The sequence below is a fragment of the Altererythrobacter sp. CAU 1778 genome (assembly GCF_054482795.1).
Genome location: NZ_JBTLRP010000001.1, coordinates 311,370 through 333,414 on the forward strand (window position 1 = coordinate 311,370; position 22,045 = coordinate 333,414).

A 22,045-nucleotide genomic window follows, 5' to 3' on the forward strand; every position below is an offset into this window, starting at 1 on the left:
AATGGCCTTGGCGCATCGTGAGTTGCAGGAATTGCCATCATATCATCCCCCGCGCGAGATCGTCGGCAGGATGCGCCTCTGTCCCGTCGTCGTCGAGTGCTTCGGCAAAGGCGCGCGATTGCGAGAGGTAGACCTTGCCGTTCAGTTCATCGATGAAATGCGTGCGCTCGAGGCGATCCATCACCGGCCCCTTCACTTCGGACAGGTGCAGCTTGATGCCCCCGTCTGCGAGCCGGTGGTTGATTGCCTCGAGGCTCTCCAGCCCGCTGGCATCGACGGCGTTCACGGCGCTGAACATCAGGATGACGTGGCGAAGCTGCGGATGGTCTGCGACCTCCTCCAGCACGAATTCCTCCAGCCAGCTTGCGTTGAGATAGGTCAGGCTTTCGTCCACGCGTATCGAGAGCACGTGCGGCGCGGTGAAGACCTTGTGCCGCAGGACATTGCGGAAATGCTCGGTCTCCGGCACGCGTCCGACGATGGCGGCGTGCGGGCGGCTCGCAGCCCACAGGTAGAGCATCAGGCCGACGCCGACGCCGGCGATGACGCCCAGTTCCACGCCTGCGAGCAGGGTGATGCCGATGGTCGCGGCGTGAGCGGCGAAATCCGCCTTGGAATAGCGCCACAATTGCCCCGGTGTCTTGAGATCGACGAGGCTCAGCACGGCGACGATGATCGTCGCGGCCAGTGTGGCAATCGGCAGCGAATAGAGCAGCGGCGTCAGGAACAGGCTGGCAAGCGCAATCCCGACCGCGGTGTAGGCCCCCGCCGCCGGTGTCTCCGCCCCGGCGTCGAAATTGACTGCGGACCGCGCGAAACCGCCGGTGACCGGGTAGCCGCCGGACAGCGCGCTGGCGATATTGGCCGCACCCAGACCCACCAGTTCCCCATCGGGCGAGATGCGCTGCCGACGCTTGGCGGCGAGCGTGCGGGCGACCGATACGCTTTCCACGAAACCGATGATCGAGATGAGCAGCGCGGGCACCCAGAGTTGCTGGATCAGCGACAAGTCGGTGCTCGGCAGGGCGAACGGCGGCAGCCCCTGCGGCACTTCGCCGACCAGTCTGACGCCCTTGCCTTCCAGGTCGGAGGCGATGGCGACGACGATGGTCAGCATCACGGCGACGACAGGCCCGGCCTTGGCCGCTATGTCTGCCGCGCGCGGTTTCAGGCCGATACGGACCAGTGCGGGCTTGGCGCCCTTGCGGACCCAGAACAGAAACAGCGTGGCCGGGATACCCACCGCCAGCGTCCACCCGTTGGTCTGTCCGATCGCACCGGCAAGCGAGCCGAGCATGGCAGGCCAGGTGTCGCCGCCCGCATTTACCCCCAGGATGTGCTTGAGCTGGCTGGTCGCGATCAGCAGTCCGCTCGCCGTGATGAAACCGCTGACCACCGGATGCGAGAGCAGGTTGGCGAGAAAGCCCATCCGCAGCAGGCCGAGGATGGCGAGCATCACGCCCGACAGCATCGCGAGCGTTATCGCGGCTTCGAGATATTCCGCTGTGCCCTGCGCCGCCACTGCGCCCGCCGCGCTCGCCGTCATCAGGCTGACGACCGCCACCGGCCCGACTGCCAGCGTACGGCTGGTTCCGAAGATGGCGTAGGCGACCAGCGGCAGGATGCTGGCATAAAGGCCGACCACGGGCGGCAATCCGGCGAGCAACGCATAGGCGAGGCTCTGCGGGATCAGCATGATCGTAACGATGACCGCCGCGACCAGATCGTTGGTCAGGACCGAACTGTTGTACGTCCGCCCCCAGTCGAGGATCGGGACATATTGCGCCAGCAACCCCGGTTTGCGCGCGGGGGGCGCGCTTTCGCTGGGCGCCGCTATGGCAGTGTCAGCCGATGGGGGGCGCTGCGCCATGGTTCAGCCCGTCCGTAAACGTGGCACATCAGCGCAGGCGGCAGCGCAAAGCCGACAGATCGTAACCTGCCGCTGCTGCCCGTGCGATACGCTCGTCCGGGCCGAGGCCCTCGATATTGGCGAGCGCATCGAGCGTGACCGAACGCGTGCCGGTGCGGCAATAGGCCAGGACGCCTCCCTCGGCCTCGGTGCGAACCTTGGCGAAAGCATCGATGGCGGATTGCGGAAATGCCCCGCCTCCGACCGGGATGTGGTGAAATGCGATTCCCGCACCCTCCGCCGCGGCGCGAATTGCATCGAGTGGCGGCTGGCCGGGTTCCTCGCCATCGGGCCGGTTGCAGATGATCGTACGGTAACCCGCGTCTGCGATACGCTGCGCATCTTCCGGCTGGATCTGCGGTGCGACCGCAAAGCCGTCTGCGACATGATTGATCTTCATGATTTCGCGCCTTCGTACATTTTGACCAGCGCCATTCCGGCGAGCATTGCGGCAACGAAAATCACCGCCGACACCGGCTCGATCACCAGCGCGGCGATGCCCGGTCCCGGGCACAGGCCCGCGATGCCCCAGCCGATCCCGAACAGCGCCGCCCCACCGATCAGGCTGGGGGTGAGGTCCGAGCTTGTCGGCAGGTTGAACTTCTCCGCGAAAATCGGCTCCGCCATTCGCGGAACGATCCGCCAGGCGATCGCCATCACCAGCACCGCACCGCCCATGACGAAGGCCAGCGTTGGATCCCAGTCACCGAATATATCGAGGAACCCGCGCACGCGCGCCGGATCGGTCATGCCGCCGAGCGCTAGGCCCGCACCGAACAAGGTGCCGGAAGCAAAGGCCGCTACAGGTACGCGCATCACAACACCTCCAGCCCGAGGGCATTCATTACGGCCACGGTGGCAATGCCGCTCGCCATGAAGGTCAGCGTGGCGACGAGGGAGCGCGGCGACAGCCTGCTCATCCCGCACACGCCGTGGCCGCTGGTGCAACCGCTGCCGAGCCGCGTGCCCACGCCGACAAGAACACCCGCGATGACGAGGGTGAGTGGACTGGCGAAGCTGGCTTCGATCCCGTCTGAGGCGAGGGATACGATCAATGCGCCGAGCGGCAGGCCGATGACGAACATCCACGCCCCGCTGCGCGCGATCCCGCTTCCGCCGAGGCCGACCGCTTTCGCGGCAAGCCCGGAAACCCCGGCGATCCTGCCAAGCGCGAGCAGCATCAGCGCGGCGGCAAGGCCGATGAGAACGCCGCCCGCCAGCCCTTCTAGCGGCGCGGCTTCGGGAAAGCCGGGCAGGGTCATACCGCGTTCACCGGAATCTTGATGTAGCTGACGCCATTGTCCTCCGGTGCCGGCAAGCGCCCGCCGCGGATGTTCACCTGCACCGAGGGCATGATGAGGTTGGGCATTGCGAGCGTCCTGTCCCGCGTGGTCCGCATCTCGACGAAATCTTCCTCGCTGACGCCTTCCTTCACGTGCACGTTTTCCTCGCGCTGTTGCCTGACCGTCGTTTCCCAGGCGTATTCGTCGCGGCCCGGTGCCTTGTAATCGTGGCACAGGAACAGGCGCGTTTCGTCGGGGAGCGAGAGCAGGCGACGGATCGAGCGGAACAGCTGGTGTGCGTCGCCGCCCGGAAAGTCCGCCCGCGCGGTGCCGAAGTCGGGCATGAAGATCGTGTCGCCAACGAATGCCGCATCGCCGACGATGAACGCCATGTCCGCAGGCGTGTGGCCGGGAACGTGAAGGGCTATCCCCTCCAGCTCGCCGATCCTGAAGGTTTCGCCGTCGTCGAACAGGTGATCGAATTGCGATCCGTCACGCTCGAAGTCGGTGCCGGCGTTGAACAGCTTGCCGAACACTTCCTGCACGCGGATGATCTCGCGCCCGATGGCCAGTTTGCCGCCCAGCTTTTCCTGCAGGTAGGGCGCTGCTGAAATGTGATCGGCATGGGCGTGGGTCTCGATCAACCATATCACTTTCAATTTGTTGTAAGTGACATATTCGATGATGCGATCCGCAGATCCGTTCGAGGTGCGACCCGAAGCGGCTTCGAAATCCAGCACCGAATCGATAACCGCCGCTTCGCCCGTTTTCGGGTCATGCACGACGTAAGACACAGTGTTGGTGGCTTCATCGAAGAAGCCGGCAATGGTGGGGCGCAGGCCCTTTTCGGCCAAGGCCTGCTCGATCTGCGTGGCTGCGCGATTCAGATTCTGGTCGTCTGACACAATCGCAACTCCATTTAATTACATAAAACGTTTATATGTCTTGTCGGGCTGCTGTCAAGTGCTATAGCGAGCCGATGGCAGACACGAACACCGTTCCGGCTGGATCGCGCTCGGCGCCCTGCGCCGGGCTTCGCATCGGCGATAGTGCACCGGATTTCTCGGCCCGCAGCACCGTTGGCGACGTCCGGCTGTCCGATTTTCGCGGGCGCTGGCTCATCCTTTTCTCGCACCCGGCCGATTTCACGCCCGTCTGTACGAGCGAATTCGTCGCTCTGACCCATGCAGCGGCCGATTTCGAAAGTCGCGACTGCGCCCTGATGGCGCTGTCGGTCGACAGCCTGTTTTCCCACTTCGCGTGGTTGCGGATGATCCGCGACCGCTTCGATGCCGAGGTCCGCTTCCCCATCGTCGAGGATCCCACGCTGGTGATCGGCCGGGCGTATGGCATGGTCGGAGCGGACGACACCGACAGCGCGACCGTCCGCACGACATTCTTCATCGACCCGAACGGCGTGATTCGGGCGATGACCTGCTATCCCGCCAATGTGGGACGCTCGACGCCGGAAATGCTGCGTACGCTCGATGCGTTGCAGGCGGTCGACGAAGGCCCGGTCCTCGCTCCCGCAAACTGGCAACCGGGCAAGGCGATGCTCCGACAGCCGGAAGCGACTCTCGACAGCGTTTTTGGTGCGAAGGGGCTGACGGACTGGTTCATGCAGGACGCAGCCACGAAGGCGAAGAAATGACCGACGAGGAACTGGTCGAAGCGCTCAAGGCTCTTGGCCATCCGGTTCGCCTGCGAATCATGCAGGCCCTGAGCGGGGTGGAGCGCAACGTTGGCGAAATCGAAGCGGCAGCCGGGATCGGTCAACCGACGCTCTCGCAGCAACTTGCCGTCCTGCGCAAAGCGGGGCTGGTGATGACCCGCAAGCAGGCAAAGCTGGTTTATTACAGGATCGACGAAAGCAAGTTGGCGCCGATTACTGCGGCAACGCGCAAACTCGGCAGGGCGAGCGAGGCGGCAGACGGCGCGTCAATCGACCCGCACGCCTCCGCCTCGCGGCGTCCATCGCCGGGCGCGGCCAACTTCGCCAAGATGGGCTGACGGCCAGCCGCGGTCCCGGCGCTGTTCCTGCGGTGGCGATACTAGTCTTCGTCTATATCCTCAGCCGGCGGCTTGGTGTTGGGTTCGGCAGCACCTGCTTCTCCCAACCCGGCCTTGGCGAGACCTTCGAAGGACCCGCCGTCCAGGCCAAGCTCCTTCATCAGCCCATCGATGACGGGTGCCTGCGCGCGGTAGGCGAGCGCTGCACTCAGCGCGTCGCTGGCAAGGTTTCCACTGCCGCTCGCACCGCCTGCCGACACCAGTTGTTTCGGATCGCCGCCGTTTGTGACCGCAGGGGAGTGCCATTTCGGTCGAAAACCCAGAAGTCCGCGATGGCCGCCTGTATTAAGGAGCGCCCGGCATCGCCCTCAATTCCTTCCACCAAGCCATGTCACGACCTTCGAACTTAACACTGATTTAACCATCCGGACGGTATTTCCTGCGGGAATTTTCAGGTGGATAGCCATGCCTACAGTGCTCGTTGCGGATGACGAGAAGCTCCTGAGGGACTTGCTCGAATTCCGGCTCACGCAACGCAATTTCAACGCCGTCCTCGCCAGCGATGGTAGGGAGGCATTGCAGCGGCTGGATGACAGCGAACCTGACGCCGTCGTGCTCGACATGATGATGCCGGTGCACGACGGGCTGGAGGTTCTGCGCCGTATGCGCGCGTCGGAGAAACACGCCAGCACCCCAGTCATCATGCTGACGGCCCGTCGCGGCGAGAAGGATATCGTCGGCGCACTCGAACTGGGTGCGAATGATTACCTGGTCAAACCGTTCATGCCCGAGGAGCTGCTGGCGCGCCTCACTCGCCTGCTGAAAGCGGCATAGCCATGTTCAAGGCGATTGCCTGCGGCGTGGCGCTTGCCGTGCTGGCCCCGTCCGGGCTGATGGCGCAGGAAGCCACGTCCTACGACCGCGGCGTCGAAGCCCGTTTGGCGGGCGATCCGGCCAAGGCCGTTCCTTTGCTGGAGCAATGGCTGGCCGGGCATCCGGAAGACGTCGATGCGCGCGTGCAGCTGGGTTACGCCTACATCGCGCTCGACCGGCCACGCGATGCAGAGACGCAGTTTCGTACCGTCCTCGCCAGCGCGCCCAACTACACGGATGCATCCGATGGGCTGGCGCAGATCGAGCGCCGCCGTTCACCTGGATTCAAAAGGCCGGGCTTCATCCTTTTCGAAGGCGCGATTGCCGCGCTGGACGATAGCCAAGAGGACTGGAACGAGGCCGGGGTGCTACTTTCCCTGCCGGTAGCGACGCGCGACACCTTCGACCTTCGCGGCACGTGGTACGAACGCTTCGGCCTGGAAGATACCGAGGTCGCGGCGCTCTACACCCACCGCGCCAGCGACGACACCTGGCTTCGTATCGGTGCGAGCGGCGCGCCCGCGGCAGATTTCCGGCCCGAGATCGGCCTTTCCGCCGGGGTCGACTACCGCCTTGCTGGCGGTCCGGCGGCTACCGTGGCTGGCGTCGACGCCGCGTGGCGTAAGTTCCCGGCACAGGACGTGTTCAACGTCTCGCCGGCAATCACCCGGTATCTTGGCGGTGCAGGCAGTTTTTCGCTGACCGCGCGCGCCAACGCCTTGGTCGCGCAAGGTTACAAGTTGCGTTTGGGCGGCTCGCTTCGCGGCGATTATGCGCCGGGCGGCGGAAAGCGCGCCTTCGTTGGCGTCGCGGCGGGCCCGGATACCGACCTTGGCGTGGTAACGGACACATATTCGCTTTTCGCTGGCGGTGATGTGCCCCTCGACGAAAGCGTCTCGCTTACCGGGAGCATCGCCCGCGAATGGCGCGACGGCCCCGCGGATCGCAACGAGTTTCGCATCGGGCTGAAGTTCGGATTGTGAGCTCGCTCACCTTCCTCTGGGAATTTTCGCTTGGGCTATGCGTTCTCGCAGCCGTTGCGCTGGGCATACTGGTCCTCGCGCGGGTCGTGACGGTGAGATCCGGCGCTCGGCAAGAGGCTATTCGCGCGCAGCTTCTTCCTGCCCTTCTCGCGGGGGAAGGCGATGTGCGCAAACTTGGCGGCATCGAGTTGGAGATCGCTGCGGACCTCACCTGCGAACTGGCCGAACTGACGCGCGGGTCGGATCGCGAAGATCTGTTGCAGCGGGCCGCCGACATGGGCGTGCCCCGCCTGTTGCAGCAGAGGATCAGGTCGCGCTCGGCGCAGACGCGCCTGACGGCCGTGGAAGCGCTGGCGCTGTTCGAAGATCATGTCGGGGACACCGCCTACGCTCTCGACGACGTCAATCCGGACGTTCGGCTGGCGGCTGCGCTTGCGCTCGCGCATCGCAGCGACGGACCGTCCACCCGCCTGCTGGTCGACAAGCTGAAGATGGGGTCGGAGGAACATTCGCTCCTGCTGGTGTCGCTGATGAGCGATCTTGCCGAACGCAATCCGGGCGAAGTCGCTGCCTTGCTGTTCGAGCGGGACGTTCCGGTGGAAGCAAAGATCGCTGCTACCGATGCGCTTGCGGAAGGTGGTGGCGAATACGCCCCTCTGCTTGCCTATATGGCGAAGGAATCGGAGGGCGAGCCGGACCTGCAGCCGCGCATTTTCCGGGCGTTGGGGCGCAATGGCCACCCTGCGGGCATGGAAGCGATCTTCACCGGCCTCGGCAGCGACGAATGGGCCGTGCGCGCATCCGCGGCGGAGGCGGCGGGCAGACTGGGCGCGAGCGGCACCACTGCACGCCTCGGCGAACTGCTGGCGGACGAGAACTGGTGGGTGCGTTATCGCGCCGGTGAGGCGCTGCTGCGTCTCGGCCCGCGCGGCATCAATGCCCTTCGCAAGGCTAGCACCGACGAAAACGAATTCGTGCGCGGCACCGCTTCGGCCATGCTGGCGGAAGGGCGCGTGGCATGACCGAATTTTCCCTGACCGACCCGGCTGGCTGGATGTTCCTGAGCGCCCAGATCCTTGCCTTCGTTGTCATCCTGACGGGCGTTCTCCAGACGCTGTTCTATTTCGCGCAGCTCGTTTTCGCCGGAGCTGCCCTCGCATCGCGCCCGCCGGTCCCGCGCAGCGCTACCCTGTGGCGTCGGTATTCGGAACAGGCGCCATCGATTTCCGTGCTCGCGCCGGCATTCAACGAAGAGCTGAATATCGTCGAGAGCACGCGCAGCCTGATGGCGCTGCAATATCCCGATTTCGAAGTCGTCGTCATCAATGACGGCTCGAAGGACGCAACGCTGCAAAGGCTGATCGAAGAATTCAGCCTCGTCCGGGTCGAACGGTTCGTCGACACCATCGTGCGCCACGCGCCCGTGCGCGGGTTCTACGCCTCACCGCATTATCCGCGACTGCTCGTGGTGGACAAGGAAAACGGCGGGAAGTCCGATGCCCTGAACGCCGGGATCAACTGCTGCCGCACATCGCTGTTCTGCGCCATCGATGCAGATTCCATCCTCGAACCCGATGCGCTGCTGCGCGTGGTGCGTCCGTTCATCGACGATCCCCACCTCACGATCGCTGCGGGAGGGACCATCCGCATAGCGAACGGCTGCAAGGTCGATTCGGGGCGAATCAGCGAGATCAACCTGCCTCGCAATTTCCTCGCTCTGGTGCAGATCGTGGAATATCTGCGCGCTTTCCTGATGGCACGACTGGGCCTTGGCAAGATGCAGGCCTTGACCGTCATCTCCGGCGCCTTCGGCCTGTTCCGCAGGCGGACGGTCGTGGAGGTCGGCGGGTACAGCCACGGTACGGTCGGCGAGGATATGGAACTCGTCATCAAACTCCACCGGCTGATGCGCGACCGCGGGCAGGAGTACCGCATCGATTTCATCGCCGAACCGGTTTGCTGGACCGAGTGCCCCGACAGCCTCAAGATCCTGTCGCGACAACGTGCGCGGTGGCAGCGCGGGTCGCTGGAATGCTTCGCCAAGCACAGGGACATGCTGTTCAACCCGAAATACGGCCGGATCGGGTTCGTCGGCTTCGGACAGATATTGCTAGTGGACGTGCTCGGACCGCTCGTCGAAATGACGGGCTATTTCCTCATTCCACTGCTGTGGGCGCTCGGATTGCTGGCCTTGCCGTGGCTGCTCGCGTTTCTGGCGGTGACCTTCACCTTCGGCATCTTCCTGTCGGTAGCGACTCTGGTGCTGGAGGAAATCCAGCTGCGCCGCTTCCCCAAGATTCGCGAGTTGTTGCTGCTGGCCTCGGTCGCGGTGCTGGAGAATTTCGGTTACCGGCAGATGTCCAATCTGTGGCGTATTCAGGGTTGGTGGCAGTTCCTGCGCAAGCAGGAAGGCTGGGGCACGATGACCCGGAAGGGCTTTGCAACCAGCAGCTAATCCGCCGGGTCGAGTTCGGCGAGCCGGTCGTCCAGTTCGCGGGCCGCCACACTCAAGTCCTCGCCGTTCTCCGCCGCAATTTCGAGCGCCAATGCCGCTTCGCCGATTTCGGGATAGCCGAACATGGCCGCAATTCCGGCCAGTTTGTGCGCGCGGTCCCTGACCGCCTTCCCGTCTCCGGCGGCAAGGGCCTGTGAAAGTCCGGCGCGCTCTGCGCCAGCCCTGGCAGCGAAGCGCCGGGCAAGCTCGGCCATCCTGGCATCGAGCGTGTTCACGGCAGCAACGCCCTGACCTGCGCCGCAAGCGTCATCGGATCGAAGGGCTTGGCGATCACTCCGCAGGAATCGAGCGTTGCGAAGTTCTGCAATTCGCTGCGCTGTGCGCGTGCCGTGACGAAGATGATCGGCACATCGGTCAATGCCGACTGCTCGCGGATCTGCTTGAGGAGGCTCGGCCCGTCCATGCCCGGCATCATGACATCGAGAAGCGCCGCATCCGGGCGCCATGTTCCCATGATTGTGAGTGCCTCGCCGCCCGACCCGGCCGTACGCACCTCGAAGTCCGGGTCGAGATCCAGCGCGAGTTCCGCGATCTCGCGGATATCGGGTTCGTCATCGACATAGAGGACCCTGATCATGCGGCCATCCGGTGCTTGTCGAGCAATCGCATGGTCTCATCGACGAGATCGGTGACCGAAGACCGGCTCTTCACCAGCACGCGATCCACTTCGCGCGCCTCGTGCGCTTCGTCCATCGCTGTGAACACGAGGATGGGCAGCGACTGGCCGAGCGCTCGGAGATCGGGAATGATGTGCAACCCGTTTTCATAAGCAAGGCCGACATCGAGGATCGCACCGTCCAGCGTGCCGGCGGCGAGATGCGCCCTTGCTTCGGCAAGCGTGTGGGCTGGCAGCAGAGTGGCCTTGCCTTCGAAAGCGCTGGCGACGACGTCCAGGGTATCGTGGTCGTCGTCGAGATGCAGGAAGCGGGGCAGGTCAGGGCAGGCGCCGGTGTCACTCGATTGCGAACCGTCCCTCAGCATCGGCATTTCCAGATGGAAGACCGTGCCGCCGCCCTCGCGGTCGTCATAGTTGACGTCTCCACCGTGCCGGCGCGCGATTTCGCGGGCTATGGCGAGGCCGAGGCCGGTGCCGCCCTTGGCGCGGCTGTCGGAGGCGTCCGCCATCGCGAACTTGCCGAAGATCCGGCCGCGGAAATCTTCCGGGATACCCGCACCGCGGTCCCGCACCTCGAGCCGGACATTGTCGCCTTCGTGTGCCGAGAACACCTCGACCACGCTGCCCTGCGGGGAATGCTTGATGGCGTTCGACAGCAGGTTGGTGAGCAATTGCTCGAGCTTGTCGGGATCGCCGATGACGCATTGCGGCCAGGGCGGCAGGACCGTTTGAATTTCCACCCCATGCTGGTCGGCATAGCCATGCATGGATTCCACAGTGCGCTGTACCAACGGGGCGACCTGGATGCGGCGGAAGTCGAATTCCATCTTGCCGGATTCGATCTTTTCGATGTCGAGGATGTCGTTGATGAGACGCACCAGCCGCCCGCAATTGGCATGGGCGATTTCGACGAGGCGCCGGGCCTTGTCGTTCAGCGGACCCACCGCGCCCGCTCCTAGCAAGCCCAGCGATCCGCCGATCGATGTCAGCGGCGTGCGCAATTCATGGCTGACGGTCGATACGAATTCGTTCTTCATCTGCTCGGCTCGCTTGCGTTCCGAAATGTCGCGGATCGCGGCCACGTACAGCCGGCCGTCTTCCCCCGTTACGTGGCTGATCGCCACTTCGGTTTCGAAGGTGCTGCCATCGGCGCGCTTCCCGGTGAATTCCTGCCGTCGACCCGCTCCGTCCTCACCGGCGGAGCCGACCGAGGCGAGCCACGAACGGCGCTCCTCCAGAGAGTAATGATGGTCGATCAGGAACATGCTGTGCCGACCGATCAAATCCTTCTGCGAATATCCGAACATACGGCTGATGCTGGGGTTCATCCGCAGGATATTGCCCTCGCCATCCAGCTGCAGCATTCCGTCGACGGCCCCGTCGAACATGGCCTTCTGCCGCTCGCTCAGGCGCTTCGCCCGGTCGAGGGCTTCGCCCCTCTGACGGATCGTGCGGCTTACCACCAGCGTCACGGCGAGCAGGAGCAGGGCTAGCCCGACCAGCGTGAAGGTTATGGTGCGTTCGAGCACATCGCGCGAAGCGGCGCTGGCTGCGGTCAGGCGCGCAAGTCTGGCATCCTCTTCCGCGTCGAGCACGGTGATCTCCGCGCGAATGGCATCCATCAGTTCCTTGCCGCGCCCGTTGGCGATGCGCCTCCGGGCCTCTTCGACATTGCCTGCGCGGGTCGACGCGACGTTGGCGAATGCATTGGCAAGCTTCTCGTCGCTCAGCCGACGCAGCGCCGGTAGCCGGTCCCGCACGGCGGGGTCGGCACTGGTCTGCAACGCATTGAACAACGTCTCCCGTCGATCCAGTGCGGAATTGTAGGGTTCGAGAAAGCGCTCGTCCTGACTGATCACGAAGCCGCGAACGCCGGTCTCCGCGTCGGTGAGCATGGCCTGAAGCTCGGCAAGCTGGTCCCGCGTCGCCACCGTCTGCTCGGCCGTCTCGCGCAGCTGCCGGACGTCGCGAAATTCGGCGTTCATGCCGGCATAGACGCCGATCAGCATTATCGGCACAAGCGCCAGCGTAAAGAGCGTCAGCAATCGACGCAGCCAGCCTCGTCTCGGCCAGAATCTCATACCAACACAACCCCGCAGTTTCGCGGCACTCGCTATGGTCAAGAAGGGGTAAAGAATTGGTGTGAGACATGGCCGGCCTCGATCGTTGCCGGCAGGGGTCTTGGGCCCGTTGAAATCTCCTGAATATCGAGCGGCAGATTGCATCGGCGTTCGTTCAAATCAGGGGCCATGCCTTGACGATGCTGAACAGGCTGGTGGCGATCAGCACGATCGCCACGGCCAGCAGCAGCGGGCGCGGTTTGATGCGCTTCACCAGCACAGCGCCCAGCGGAGCGGCCGCTACGCCGCCTATGATCAAGCCCAGTGTCGCCACGGTGAAGGCTGCAAGGCCGAGTGTGGCGATGAAGGTAATCGAAATTGCCAGCGTCAGCAGGAATTCGGCCGTGTTGACGGTGCCGATGGTGGTCCGCGGGTCGCCGCCCTGAACGAGCAGGTTCGACGTCACGACCGGACCCCAGCCGCCACCGCCCGCGGCATCGAGGAAGCCGCCGGCGGTTGCCAGCGGGCGGGTGTAGTGCGGGTCTTCGAACTTGGGCTCGCTGAGACGCAGCGCGCGGAAGAACAGGTAGATGCCGACCCCGGTGAGGTAGATCATCACGAAGGGCTTGGCCGCCGAAGCGTCGATGCTCGACAGGAGGTAAGCGCCCGCTACCCCGCCAAGGATGCCGAACGGCGCGAGCCGCCGAAAAAGCGCCCAGTCGATGTTTCGCTGCCAGATGTGGCTGACCCCGGAAGTGCCCGTGGTGAACAGTTCGACGATATGCACGCTGGCCGATGCTGCAGCGGGCGGCACGCCCAGGACGCTGACCAGGAGCGTCTGCGAAATGACGCCGAATGCCATCCCCAGGGCGCCGTCGACCATCTGCGCAGCAAAGCCGACGAATATGAAGGGCAGGATATCGAGAAGCGTGATCTGGCTGAAATCGAACATGAGGTCGTCCTCCCTGTCTGGTTGGGAAAGTTCAGAAGCGGTGCTGAATGGTGAGCCCGTAAGTGCGCGGATCGCCCGGCTGACCGACGATCAGGCCGGTATTGCCCGAAGGCACTGCGAGTTGTTCGAAGTAGTCTTCGTCGAAGGCGTTGCGGAGCCAGGCGAAGATTCCGAAGCCGTTGTCAGCGCGCAGGCCGAGGCGAAAGTTGGAGAGCGAATACCCGTCCACCCAGGTGTAGGCCGACGGCGTCGGGTTGGAGGAGAAATTGGACCGGTAATTGCCGTCGTAACCGAGGTACACCTGCCCCGGCAGGCCGAATATCCCGACCGGCAGATTCCCCTCGAACCCGAACGACAGCGCCCAGCGCGACACGCCGGGAAGGCGCTGTCCCGAGATGTCGCAATTGGGCGGGCTGATGCCACCGGGCGTCCCCGGCGGGCTCGGCGCCTGACCGTCGACCGCGGTGGTGCCACCGGAAAGTTCGGGCGGGCACGGAGCGTCGGGAAAGCTGCGATAGGTCGCATCGGTGAAGGCCCCGCTGAAATAGGCTCGCCACCGCTCGCTCGGTTCGATGGTGAAGTCCCACTCGACGCCCTGGGTGCGGACCTTCTCCGCATTGGCGAGGTAGCCGCGCAGCACGCCGGTCTGGCCGTTGACGACGAGCGCCTGGTAATCGGCAATCTCGGTGCGGTAGGCCGCGATATTGAAGGTCGCGTCGCCGCCCAGCAATTCGGTTTTGAGCCCGCCTTCGAAATGGTTCACCGATTCCGGATCGACGGTCGCGACTGCGATCACCGGATTGCCTGCCGCATCGTTGGAAACGCCGTTGAGGTTGACGCCCCCCGGCTTGAAGGTGCGCGCATAGGTCGCATAGGCGCGGATCGCCGGACCGATTTCGTAACTGGCAGTGAGATCGTAACTGAAATTCCAGTCGTCGAACGCAGGCTCGAAGAACTGCGGCGCGAGCACGCCGCGCTGGGCGACGATGCGCGGATCAGTGCTGGCGAAGGTGACAAGCTGGCCGTCGCCATTGACCACCACAGAGCTGTAGAGGCCGTCTTTCCTGTCGTAGTTCAAACGTACACCGGGCTGGATGCTGAAGCCGTCGGTGACGTGCCAGGTCAGCTGGCCGAACAGGGCGGCGCTGGTGTTTTCGAGGCGAATGTCATTGGTCGCAGTCAGCCCGTCGAGCACGCTCGGATCGCTCGCCAATGCGCTGGACGGGTTCAGCAGCCAGCGACTTGCGGCTGGCCCCTGCCGCTGTGTCCCCTGGGTCCGCACGGCTTGGTGAAAGCCGAAGGCACCGAGCAGGAAGTCGAACCGCTCGCCCGTGTAGTTGAACCGCAATTCCTGCGTGAACTGATCCTGCTGCGACGGGTTCTGCGACAGCGTGGTGATCGGCAGGCCGGTGAAATCGCGGTCGTTGGCTGGCTCCCAGTTCCAGAACCGCCATGCGGTGATCGAGGTCAGCTCCAAGTCGCCGAGGTCAAGCCGGGCCCGAAGCGAAGCGCCCCCCATGCGGTTACGTGCATTGAGGTCGGCGTCGACATCGGTGAGGCGATCGAAGGGGTCGGTGCTTGGGACGGCGTAGTTCTGCGCCGCCGCCAGCGCTGCATACTGCCGTTCGAGCGCGCGCTGCGTCGCGCCCGTTCCGACGTAGATCTGCGTGCAACATTCCGGGTTCTGAGTGCTGAAGTCGCCCGCGAGCGTGAGATCGAGCGTGTCGCTCGGCTCCCATAACAACTGCCCGCGCAGGCCAAGGTTTTCCTGTTCGTTGACCCGGTTGCCGGTTGCGACATTGAAGATCGTGCCGCGACGGCTGGTGCCCGAAAAGGCGAGGCGCGCCGCCAGCGTGTCGGCCAGCGGACCCGAAACAGAACCCTTGGCCTGAAGGAAGCCGAGATTGCCGATCGACACTTCCGCCCGGCCTTCCAAATCGAAGGTCGGCTGGCGGGTGGTGATGTTGATGGCGCCTGCGGTGGTGTTCTTGCCGTAGAGCGTGCCCTGTGGTCCGCGCAGCACCTCGATCTGAGCCACGTCGAGGAAGTCGAAGGTGGCGGACGCGATGCGCGAGAAATAAACGTCGTCGACGTAGATGCCCACACCCTGATCGAAACCGTCGTTGGTGAGGCCGAAGGGTACGCCGATCCCGCGGATGTTGACTGCCGAGTTGCGCGGGTTGGAAGAGTAGAAGTTGAGCGTCGGCGTCAGCTGCTGCAACCGACCGACGTTGAAGGCTCCCGTGTTGTCGATCTGCTCTCCGCCGATGACGGTGATGGAAAGCGGCACGTCCTGCGCGCTTTCTTCCCGTCGCCGCGCGGTGACGATGATCGCATTGTCTGCCGGTTCCTGCTGCGTGGCATTCGGATCGGCGGAAATGTCGGATTGCCCGCTGGCAGGGACGGCCTGATCCTGCGCCACCAGCGGAGAGGCAAACAGGGCGGTAGAGGCGGCGAGGAAATGCCGCGCGAATCGTGGATGCATGGTCTCGCTCTTTCAAGCGGGCACGCATCCGGCGGTCCGGTCTGCTGTCCCTGAATTGCTAAATGAAGGGTGGTGTCGTCGGGCCTCAGTCGCCGAAGCGGCGGCGTTCGGTCACGTCGATCTGCATGACCTTTCCATCATGGACGGTAAGCTGGATCGCCCCGAAGCGCACCCGCGACAGGGCATCCGCCACTGCGCTGAGCGGTTCGGTCCAACGGTCGAGCGGGCGCTCGACCTTGGTAAGGGAACTCGGTTCCTTGAAGCTTTGCATCGAACGCTCTCCGGCAAGTGCGACTGTGTATCGCGGGTCCCGGATTAATCTCAACCAATTTAGTTGACAATAGATTTTGCGACCAGCCGTGCAGCTTTGCGACGAACCGGGTTCAGCCGCTTTCCGCGTCTTCGGAATATACCGGCACCGGATCGATAGGGTCCGACAGGCGGATCGCGTCGAGCAACTCGGCGGTCCGATCGCGCACTTCCAGCATCAGCGCGCGGGTTCGGCATTCGCCTTCCTCAACGCAGTTCTTGCACTTTTCGTGGGCGAAGCGGCTCGCGCACGGGACCAGTGCGAGTGAACCGCGCATCGTCCGGATGAGATCTCCGTAGGAGATATCGATCGGCGAAATGGCAAGCTGATAGCCCCCGTCGCGGCCACGCTGCGAATTCACCAGTCCGAACCGCGTGAGTTCGGAGAGGATTGTGGTAAGAAATTTCGCCGGGATGTTCTGCCGCTGCGCGATCTCGGCAAGCTGTACCGGACCCTTCCCGTAATGGTCGGCAAGGTCCTGCATGGCACGCACGGCGTAACGGGTTTTCTGCGACAGCATGGTCTCAGGATGTGCGTATTTCCGACGTCTGGCAATCGGGAGATACCGCCCGATCTCGCACAGCGCGCCAATTCGGTTGCTGCCGTCGAAAAACGTGCGGATCACCCGCGCCGAACCCGCAGAGCTTCCAGCGTACCGGCGGAAGGGATCGGGAAGCCCCGAAAGGCCGGTGGCGGAGACGGAGTCCGACCTATATCTGAAATAACGATTTGATATCAGATCGATATGGATATTTCACAGTTCAGCAGACCCACACTCAGACCCACACTTTTGAGTGGATGCAAGCGGACATCCTGAGATCGTGGGGGCTGGCTATTAGCTGCGTCACATGTCGCTTGATGTTAGTTACCAACCATAGCGCGAAGGGTAAAATCCCTTATCATCGTCTGGTCCAAACACATGTTCAGCCTCGAACAAGACCTCGAAACCTTCGACACTTGAAGCGCGCTCGGCTCGCTCGACAATTGCATTGAGCCAGTCAAGAAACTCGGCGGAACGCGGCGAGGACGTGGCTTTGAGTTCCTCAGTTAGTTGGCTGGCTAGACGGCGCAGCCGATCGCGTTTCTCAACCCGCTCGAATACGAGTTCAAGCACCTTGAGGCGCCGGTCTTTGATATAGGCTAGCCGTCGAGCCTCGTTGCGCCGACGTGCCTCTTCTTCCGCACGGATTCGGTCTTCTTCGGCCCTTCTGTCATCCTCGCGCTTGGCAGCGGCCAGAACGGCAAGACCAACGGCGATATCGTTCGCCATGTTTTCCACGCGCTGGATCTTGGCATCCTTGAAGGAGCGGCGAAGAGCTGACGAATATCGCAGATAGAGATCGAACTCGAACGATACTTTGCCGGTCGGTGCATAATCCCATTCTGGCCAATGGCTTAATAAGGAAAAGCTCGGGGCGTAATCCCAATCGTTCCGTGCCCAGCGCCGCTCCCGCCGTTTTCGTTCCTTCTCTTCCTTCGCCAATTCCTCGGGCGTGGGCTCGTGCTGCGATCGCTTAACTGCTTCCTTTAAATTGAAGGGGACAATCACGCTTCCGTCCGTGAATGCGGAGCGTTCAGCCTTGCCGCTGAGTTCAAAGCCTTGAACCCGTGCGGCCATGACTATTCGGTTGAGCGATAGCTCGATCCGATCGATTGAAGCCGGCGCGATCTCCACGTCGATCAAGCCGGACTTAGCGAGCCTCACCAATCCCCGTTCGTCGGGCTTTGCCTTGCGCAACTTGGCCATCGATCGCGTTACGATGGAATGTTCCTGATCGACCTTTTTGGGATCGAATGCCGAGGCCCGAACGCGGGCCTCTTCGCGGATTTGTGCGACGGAATCGGGTTCGTTGCGTAGCTCTCCGCCAGCGATGTTGATCGTGTCGGAAATGCCCGGCTTCAGCTTGGGTAGCGGTGTTCGTTTGACCTTCTGGCCCGCTGCATGTTTTGCCCACCATCCCAGCGGAGGGTTGGGCACATCGTGCTTGCGGCAAATCTTGTGCAAGGCGACGTCAGAAAGACCGAATTCCTTTGCCAAGTGCGTCATCGGCTTGGACCAGACTAGCTCATAGAACTCGGAGCGGGTGAACTGACGTGCCATGAGCTAACTTCGCCTGATTGCGTCCAAACGTTTGTTAGGCGTCATCTTGGGCAACGAACTCCGCCCGTGCGGGATCGTAAACGTGCTGCGTGACAGTACCGTCACTGATCCGCAACACCAATTCGTTGATGATCGAAAGCGGGACAAGGAACCACTCGCGCGGCTGGACAGTCTTGCCAAATCGATCGCCTGCAGAAAGATCAAGGCGGGCAGGCCCGAGCGCACGATGGATCAGCCGTTCGAGCTTGGTTCGATTGATGTTGAAGAGCTTGTACTCAGCCACGACTTCGACATCCGCGAGCAGGAAAGTCGGATCGTTACGCGCGTTGGCAATCCGGCTGAGGACCGGCTGCCCTGTAACGCCGATCTTATGGATCAGCTCGCGATGCTCGTCGACGTAGGGATGCGACGATTTGCTGCGGAGTACATAGATCGTGCCGCTCTCAAGATCGTCGGGCTCAGCGGTGTCTCCAAAAAGCGGTCCTGCGCTTTGCTCGCTCACGCGCCTGGCGGACTCGTCCCGATAGAGCGACTTCTGGAATGAGCGTGAAAGGACCGTCGCCTCGGTTGCGTTGTCATAAATGACTCGGACACGGCGATCAGCCCGCTCATACTGAGTCGTAAAGGCGTCGGTCGAAGCGGCGATGTATGCGAGTTGCCCGCCGACGATGAAGAAATTCCCCGGCTGGATTTCGGCCAGCGTGACCTCAGAATTGCCGAGCGCCTTGGCCTGTCTGCTACCGGCCTTCAGATCGACCTGCACTGCCTCGAACAGCGGCTTGAACTCTTCGAAATCCTCGCACCTCTCACGGTTGGCGATTTCTTCAGCCGCTCTCTTCTCGGCCCGAGAACTCACATGCCGCAGCTTTGTAATATCATCTTCCGACCCCGGTTGGATGCCAAGTTCTGCCAGAAGTGCAGTGTCGTCTAGTTCGTCCCATGGTTTCCCTAACGGCTCGACTGCATCCAGAATTCCGTCCGGGTCCATGCTCGCCAACAGTTCTTGCGCTTCGGGAAGAGCGCGAAGCTTCTCAAGGCGGACGGCATAGAGTCGCTCAAAAATGTCATGATCCTCCCCATGCCTGGGGAGGCGTCCATGCTCTTTGACGAAACGCTGTATGTCCTCGAATCCTGCTATGATGCGTTCCTGTAGCGGGGTCAGCTTTCGAACCGGCTCGGGTGCTGTTTCGACACCAAGCTCGGCCAGCAGTTCGAGGTCACTCAATTCAGCCATTGCTGGCCTCTTTGGTGGCGTGGCGTTGGAGGAAAGCGATGCCCTCAGCCATCTTGCGTTCCCACGCATCTTGAGAAGTCAGCGACGGCAGCCGTCCGCGCTCCCGCTTGAATTCCAATGCACGCTCAGCAAGTGCGCGCGCATCTTCGTAGGTCAGCTTGTCCTTCTTTGCGTTGATGACCGCCTGAACCTGCAACAGGGTCTTTGCATCCATGGACTTGGCCAAGACCGCAATCGTTGCCTCGAACGGATTGACCCGGTCGATGAGATCGATGTCGAGCTCCGTCACGCTGAGCGCGAACCTGCGCACACCTTCGATGAAGGCGGTATTTGCCTTGATTTCGCCATCACCATCGCTTGTCAGCACAGCCTTGGCTTGCTGGGTCAAAGTCATCGCAGCAACCGCCTGTTGGCGGACCGCTTCCTGATCGTGTTCGCTCAATTCGGGGTACTTTTCCCGAATGATCTTGCCCATCTTGAGCTGGGTTAGCTCTTCTGGAACAACGTCGGGATCGAATACGCCGCGTTCGACGACTGCCTTGTCCTGCACAAAGGTCGCAATGACCTCGTTGAGATCCTCACGGCAGATACGCGTCGCCTCGACGCTCTTTGGCAGTTTGAGACCCTTGATCTCGAAATGCATCTGGCCGTGATCGTTCACGCCAAAATTCGTCTCACCTTCCTTGTATCCACCCGGCCCGTAGTCGAAGTCCGGTTTCGGCCCTGCGTCCTTTGGCGTGAAGTCGAAGCGGGGCGCGAGCACTTGCTCCATGAGCAAGCTCGCCGCAATTGCCTTGAGGTAATCGTTGATCGCGTCGACTACGAGCGGGCTGTCCGCAGCCGGTTCGGCGATCAGATTGGTAAAGCGAGCGCGGGTCTTGCCCGGCGCATCACGGGTTGCACGGCCAATGATCTGGATGATTTCAGTCAGGCTGGAGCGATAGCCGACCGTCAGCGCGTGTTCGCACCAGATCCAGTCGAAGCCTTCCTTCGCCATACCCAGCGCAATGATGATATCGACAAAGTCGCGATCTGACCGCGCATCGGGCGATTTCAGGGCTGCGGCCACGCGATCGCGTTTAGCGGGATCGTCGTCGACCAGATCGGCCACCTTGATCACGGTTCCTGCAGCCGTCTTGATCAGGTGGAACCCTGTTTCCGGATCGATGCCCTGCCAATCACCGAGGTGGTTCATGATGTCCTCGGCCTCGCGATGCTTGTCTTTCAGGCTCTCGCGCGAATTGACCGATGGGATGTGGACGATAGTCTTCACCGTCGGATCGAGCAGCGCCGAAATCTTCTCGGTGTACGGCCCAGTGTAGAAGCTGTAGCCGATATCGAGCGTCTTCAGATACTCGTAGCCATTGAGCTGCTGGTAGTAGGTGTAGGTAACCGTCTCGAACTTGGCTTCGTCTTCCGGCGCAAGGACGGGAATGGCATCGCCACGGAAATAGCTGCCCGTCATTGCCACGACATGCGCCTTGTCGCGCCCGATCAACTGCGCGAGCTGCGCGCCAAGACGGTTGCCCGCATCTGCTGAGACGTGGTGGAATTCGTCGATAGCTACCAGGCGGTTGTCGAATGCTTCCGGGCCAAGCTCGTCGAATGCGAAGCGGAATGTCGCATGGGTGCAGACGAGCACCTTTTCGTCGCTCGCAAGGAATTCGCCGACTGCCTTGACCTTCGACTTCGCGACCTTGGGGTCATCGGCTCCCGGCGTGTTGCACAGGTTCCATTGCGGGGCGACGTTCCAGTCGGTGAAGAAACCGTGCTTGCTCAGCGGTTCGCTGCTGAAACTCGCGCCGATCGAGCGTTCGGGCACGCAGATGATGGCCTGCCGGACATTCTGGTTCGCCAGCTTGTCGAGTGCGATGAACATGAGCGCACGCGACTTGCCCGAGGCAGGCGGGGACTTGATCAGCAGATATTGCTCGCCGCGCTTCTCATAAGCTTGCGCCTGCATCGGGCGCATGCCCAGCTCGTCCGACTTGGCTGAAGAGCCGGTCTGGGCGGTCGTGAACGATACGGCGGGGATGATCTTATCCTTGGCGCTCATTTGAAAAGCTCACTGTGTGTTCCGGCGCGGGTGAAGAAAATACCGCCGCCGGGTGCCGGAATGTCTTCTACGCGGTAGATCAGCAGGAAATCGCCACCGACATGACATTCCCGGTGTCCCTGCCATTCGCCCTTGAGCGCGTGGTCTTTCCACTCAGGGCCGAGCGGCGCGTCATTGGCGATGAGCAGCAGCATGACCTGCTTGAGCTTTTTCATATCGTATCGGCCCGAACGCGACAGCCGCTCGAAGTCTTTCAGGAACGACTTTGCGTAGCCAATTGTCCGGGGCAGCGCGGTGCGCTTGCTCGCAGCCGCTTTTTTCAAGACTTCTGTTTTCCGGCCTTGCGCAGGGCCTTGCTCCCTTCCTCGAGCTCGGCGAACATTTCGTCAGCATTGTCGAAGCGGGGCGTGCCGCCATTCTTGAAGAACTCGTCCGCCTCTTCCATCGCCGCGCGGGTTTCCGCGTTGGGAACCTTGAGCTCAAGCGGAAAGGCCTGATCGGTGGCGATGCGATGGAACAGCAGGCGCACGGCATCGGCGGTCGACAAGCCCATCGCCGCCAGCGCCTCGGTCGCGCGGTCTTTCAGATCATTGTCCATCCGGACATGAATCATCGAGCTATGAGCGTTCATACCATCTCCTGTATCTCAAATGAGATA

The 22,045-nt window shown here is 62.6% G+C and carries 24 protein-coding genes; 6 read left to right on the forward strand and 18 right to left on the reverse strand.

The window, feature by feature from the left end:
• Positions 1-37: 37 nt before the first annotated feature.
• The 5 genes from ACXYN8_RS01375 to ACXYN8_RS01395 are packed head-to-tail and all read right to left on the reverse strand — an operon-like array spanning position 38 to position 4,079.
• Positions 38-1,870, reverse strand: a complete 1,833-nt coding sequence (locus ACXYN8_RS01375) for a SulP family inorganic anion transporter (RefSeq protein WP_458887484.1) — start codon at positions 1,868-1,870, stop codon at positions 38-40.
• A 28-nt stretch (positions 1,871-1,898) separates the two neighbouring features.
• Entirely contained in the window at positions 1,899-2,309 is a 411-nt protein-coding gene (locus ACXYN8_RS01380) for a protein tyrosine phosphatase family protein (RefSeq protein WP_458887485.1), read from the reverse strand.
• Positions 2,306-2,725 carry a DUF6691 family protein gene (locus tag ACXYN8_RS01385; protein ID WP_458887487.1) on the reverse strand — a complete coding sequence of 140 codons (420 nt, stop codon included), beginning with the start codon at positions 2,723-2,725 and terminating at the stop codon, positions 2,306-2,308. The genes ACXYN8_RS01380 and ACXYN8_RS01385 overlap by 4 nt, the downstream gene beginning before the upstream one ends.
• Complete coding sequence (locus ACXYN8_RS01390; protein ID WP_458887488.1) at positions 2,725-3,171, reverse strand: YeeE/YedE family protein; 447 nt, start codon at positions 3,169-3,171, stop codon at positions 2,725-2,727. The genes ACXYN8_RS01385 and ACXYN8_RS01390 overlap by 1 nt, the downstream gene beginning before the upstream one ends.
• Entirely contained in the window at positions 3,168-4,079 is a 912-nt protein-coding gene (locus ACXYN8_RS01395; RefSeq protein WP_458888878.1) for an MBL fold metallo-hydrolase, read from the reverse strand. Before ACXYN8_RS01395 ends, ACXYN8_RS01390 begins: the two co-directional genes overlap by 4 nt.
• Before the next feature lie 92 nt (positions 4,080-4,171).
• On the opposite strand from ACXYN8_RS01395, the gene ACXYN8_RS01400 reads away from it, so the two are divergent.
• Together ACXYN8_RS01400 and ACXYN8_RS01405 are read left to right on the forward strand one after the other, a co-directional pair.
• Positions 4,172-4,843, forward strand: coding sequence for a peroxiredoxin (locus ACXYN8_RS01400; protein WP_458887489.1), 672 nt, complete (start codon positions 4,172-4,174; stop codon positions 4,841-4,843).
• Complete coding sequence (locus tag ACXYN8_RS01405) at positions 4,840-5,202, forward strand: ArsR/SmtB family transcription factor (protein WP_458887490.1); 363 nt, start codon at positions 4,840-4,842, stop codon at positions 5,200-5,202. The genes ACXYN8_RS01400 and ACXYN8_RS01405 overlap by 4 nt, the downstream gene beginning before the upstream one ends.
• A 41-nt stretch (positions 5,203-5,243) precedes the next feature.
• Here ACXYN8_RS01405 and ACXYN8_RS01410 read toward each other — a convergent pair whose 3' ends face one another.
• Positions 5,244-5,462: a flotillin domain-containing protein gene (locus ACXYN8_RS01410; RefSeq protein ID WP_458887491.1), complete on the reverse strand. Its 219-nt coding sequence runs from the start codon at positions 5,460-5,462 to the stop codon at positions 5,244-5,246.
• Positions 5,463-5,667: 205 nt separating this feature from the next.
• Between ACXYN8_RS01410 and ACXYN8_RS01415 the strand changes: the two genes are divergently transcribed.
• From ACXYN8_RS01415 to ACXYN8_RS01430, 4 genes are read left to right on the forward strand one after another with little or no spacing between them, the layout of a single operon-like run.
• On the forward strand, positions 5,668-6,036 hold the full coding sequence (locus ACXYN8_RS01415; RefSeq protein ID WP_458887493.1) for a response regulator transcription factor: 369 nt from the start codon (positions 5,668-5,670) through the stop codon (positions 6,034-6,036).
• Positions 6,037-6,038: 2 nt separating this feature from the next.
• Positions 6,039-7,058, forward strand: a complete 1,020-nt coding sequence (locus ACXYN8_RS01420; RefSeq protein ID WP_458887494.1) for a YaiO family outer membrane beta-barrel protein — start codon at positions 6,039-6,041, stop codon at positions 7,056-7,058.
• On the forward strand, positions 7,055-8,080 hold the full coding sequence (locus tag ACXYN8_RS01425) for a HEAT repeat domain-containing protein (RefSeq protein WP_458887495.1): 1,026 nt from the start codon (positions 7,055-7,057) through the stop codon (positions 8,078-8,080). Before ACXYN8_RS01420 ends, ACXYN8_RS01425 begins: the two co-directional genes overlap by 4 nt.
• Complete coding sequence (locus tag ACXYN8_RS01430) at positions 8,077-9,513, forward strand: glycosyltransferase family 2 protein (protein WP_458887496.1); 1,437 nt, start codon at positions 8,077-8,079, stop codon at positions 9,511-9,513. The genes ACXYN8_RS01425 and ACXYN8_RS01430 overlap by 4 nt, the downstream gene beginning before the upstream one ends.
• On the opposite strand, the gene ACXYN8_RS01435 is transcribed toward ACXYN8_RS01430, so the two are convergent.
• The 12 genes from ACXYN8_RS01435 to ACXYN8_RS01490 form a co-directional block, all read right to left on the reverse strand.
• Positions 9,510-9,788, reverse strand: coding sequence for an Hpt domain-containing protein (locus tag ACXYN8_RS01435; protein WP_458887497.1), 279 nt, complete (start codon positions 9,786-9,788; stop codon positions 9,510-9,512). The two genes, ACXYN8_RS01430 and ACXYN8_RS01435, sit on opposite strands and share 4 nt — an antisense overlap.
• The gene (locus ACXYN8_RS01440) at positions 9,785-10,150 is read right to left on the reverse strand and encodes a response regulator (RefSeq protein ID WP_458887499.1); all 366 of its coding nucleotides are present in this window, start codon (positions 10,148-10,150) and stop codon (positions 9,785-9,787) included. Before ACXYN8_RS01440 ends, ACXYN8_RS01435 begins: the two co-directional genes overlap by 4 nt.
• Positions 10,147-12,234 carry an ATP-binding protein gene (locus tag ACXYN8_RS01445; RefSeq protein WP_458887500.1) on the reverse strand — a complete coding sequence of 696 codons (2,088 nt, stop codon included), beginning with the start codon at positions 12,232-12,234 and terminating at the stop codon, positions 10,147-10,149. The genes ACXYN8_RS01440 and ACXYN8_RS01445 overlap by 4 nt, the downstream gene beginning before the upstream one ends.
• A 190-nt stretch (positions 12,235-12,424) precedes the next feature.
• Positions 12,425-13,201, reverse strand: a complete 777-nt coding sequence (locus ACXYN8_RS01450; RefSeq protein ID WP_458887501.1) for a sulfite exporter TauE/SafE family protein — start codon at positions 13,199-13,201, stop codon at positions 12,425-12,427.
• 31 nt (positions 13,202-13,232) lie between these two features.
• Positions 13,233-15,686 carry a TonB-dependent receptor gene (locus ACXYN8_RS01455; RefSeq protein WP_458887502.1) on the reverse strand — a complete coding sequence of 818 codons (2,454 nt, stop codon included), beginning with the start codon at positions 15,684-15,686 and terminating at the stop codon, positions 13,233-13,235.
• An 85-nt stretch (positions 15,687-15,771) separates the two neighbouring features.
• Positions 15,772-15,957 carry a YezD family protein gene (locus tag ACXYN8_RS01460; protein ID WP_458887504.1) on the reverse strand — a complete coding sequence of 62 codons (186 nt, stop codon included), beginning with the start codon at positions 15,955-15,957 and terminating at the stop codon, positions 15,772-15,774.
• Positions 15,958-16,069: 112 nt separating this feature from the next.
• Positions 16,070-16,516 (reverse strand): RrF2 family transcriptional regulator, encoded by a 447-nt coding sequence (locus tag ACXYN8_RS01465; protein WP_458887505.1) that lies wholly within the window; start codon positions 16,514-16,516, stop codon positions 16,070-16,072.
• 345 nt (positions 16,517-16,861) lie between these two features.
• The gene (locus tag ACXYN8_RS01470; protein WP_213176992.1) at positions 16,862-18,097 is read right to left on the reverse strand and encodes a hypothetical protein; all 1,236 of its coding nucleotides are present in this window, start codon (positions 18,095-18,097) and stop codon (positions 16,862-16,864) included.
• A gap of 34 nt (positions 18,098-18,131) precedes the next feature.
• Positions 18,132-19,331: a GIY-YIG nuclease family protein gene (locus tag ACXYN8_RS01475; RefSeq protein WP_213176993.1), complete on the reverse strand. Its 1,200-nt coding sequence runs from the start codon at positions 19,329-19,331 to the stop codon at positions 18,132-18,134.
• Entirely contained in the window at positions 19,324-21,387 is a 2,064-nt protein-coding gene (locus tag ACXYN8_RS01480; protein ID WP_458887507.1) for a DEAD/DEAH box helicase, read from the reverse strand. Before ACXYN8_RS01480 ends, ACXYN8_RS01475 begins: the two co-directional genes overlap by 8 nt.
• Positions 21,384-21,710 carry a type II toxin-antitoxin system YafQ family toxin gene (locus ACXYN8_RS01485; RefSeq protein ID WP_142787205.1) on the reverse strand — a complete coding sequence of 109 codons (327 nt, stop codon included), beginning with the start codon at positions 21,708-21,710 and terminating at the stop codon, positions 21,384-21,386. The genes ACXYN8_RS01480 and ACXYN8_RS01485 overlap by 4 nt, the downstream gene beginning before the upstream one ends.
• Positions 21,707-22,018 carry a type II toxin-antitoxin system RelB/DinJ family antitoxin gene (locus ACXYN8_RS01490; protein WP_458887508.1) on the reverse strand — a complete coding sequence of 104 codons (312 nt, stop codon included), beginning with the start codon at positions 22,016-22,018 and terminating at the stop codon, positions 21,707-21,709. The genes ACXYN8_RS01485 and ACXYN8_RS01490 overlap by 4 nt, the downstream gene beginning before the upstream one ends.
• Positions 22,019-22,045: the final 27 nt, after the last annotated feature.

What these genes read in the sequence shown, in the direction of transcription:
- ACXYN8_RS01375 (WP_458887484.1), bottom strand. Translation starts at nt 1,870, where the DNA reads ATGGCGCAGCGCCCCCCATCGGCTGACACTGCCATAGCGGCGCCCAGC.
- ACXYN8_RS01380 (WP_458887485.1), bottom strand. Translation starts at nt 2,309, where the DNA reads ATGAAGATCAATCATGTCGCAGACGGCTTTGCGGTCGCACCGCAGATC.
- ACXYN8_RS01385 (WP_458887487.1), bottom strand. Translation starts at nt 2,725, where the DNA reads ATGCGCGTACCTGTAGCGGCCTTTGCTTCCGGCACCTTGTTCGGTGCG.
- ACXYN8_RS01390 (WP_458887488.1), bottom strand. Translation starts at nt 3,171, where the DNA reads ATGACCCTGCCCGGCTTTCCCGAAGCCGCGCCGCTAGAAGGGCTGGCG.
- ACXYN8_RS01400 (WP_458887489.1), top strand. Translation starts at nt 4,172, where the DNA reads ATGGCAGACACGAACACCGTTCCGGCTGGATCGCGCTCGGCGCCCTGC.
- ACXYN8_RS01405 (WP_458887490.1), top strand. Translation starts at nt 4,840, where the DNA reads ATGACCGACGAGGAACTGGTCGAAGCGCTCAAGGCTCTTGGCCATCCG.
- ACXYN8_RS01415 (WP_458887493.1), top strand. Translation starts at nt 5,668, where the DNA reads ATGCCTACAGTGCTCGTTGCGGATGACGAGAAGCTCCTGAGGGACTTG.
- ACXYN8_RS01420 (WP_458887494.1), top strand. Translation starts at nt 6,039, where the DNA reads ATGTTCAAGGCGATTGCCTGCGGCGTGGCGCTTGCCGTGCTGGCCCCG.
- ACXYN8_RS01430 (WP_458887496.1), top strand. Translation starts at nt 8,077, where the DNA reads ATGACCGAATTTTCCCTGACCGACCCGGCTGGCTGGATGTTCCTGAGC.
- ACXYN8_RS01440 (WP_458887499.1), bottom strand. Translation starts at nt 10,150, where the DNA reads ATGATCAGGGTCCTCTATGTCGATGACGAACCCGATATCCGCGAGATC.
- ACXYN8_RS01450 (WP_458887501.1), bottom strand. Translation starts at nt 13,201, where the DNA reads ATGTTCGATTTCAGCCAGATCACGCTTCTCGATATCCTGCCCTTCATA.
- ACXYN8_RS01455 (WP_458887502.1), bottom strand. Translation starts at nt 15,686, where the DNA reads ATGCATCCACGATTCGCGCGGCATTTCCTCGCCGCCTCTACCGCCCTG.
- ACXYN8_RS01460 (WP_458887504.1), bottom strand. Translation starts at nt 15,957, where the DNA reads ATGCAAAGCTTCAAGGAACCGAGTTCCCTTACCAAGGTCGAGCGCCCG.
- ACXYN8_RS01465 (WP_458887505.1), bottom strand. Translation starts at nt 16,516, where the DNA reads ATGCTGTCGCAGAAAACCCGTTACGCCGTGCGTGCCATGCAGGACCTT.
- ACXYN8_RS01470 (WP_213176992.1), bottom strand. Translation starts at nt 18,097, where the DNA reads ATGGCACGTCAGTTCACCCGCTCCGAGTTCTATGAGCTAGTCTGGTCC.
- ACXYN8_RS01475 (WP_213176993.1), bottom strand. Translation starts at nt 19,331, where the DNA reads ATGGCTGAATTGAGTGACCTCGAACTGCTGGCCGAGCTTGGTGTCGAA.
- ACXYN8_RS01480 (WP_458887507.1), bottom strand. Translation starts at nt 21,387, where the DNA reads ATGAGCGCCAAGGATAAGATCATCCCCGCCGTATCGTTCACGACCGCC.
- ACXYN8_RS01490 (WP_458887508.1), bottom strand. Translation starts at nt 22,018, where the DNA reads ATGAACGCTCATAGCTCGATGATTCATGTCCGGATGGACAATGATCTG.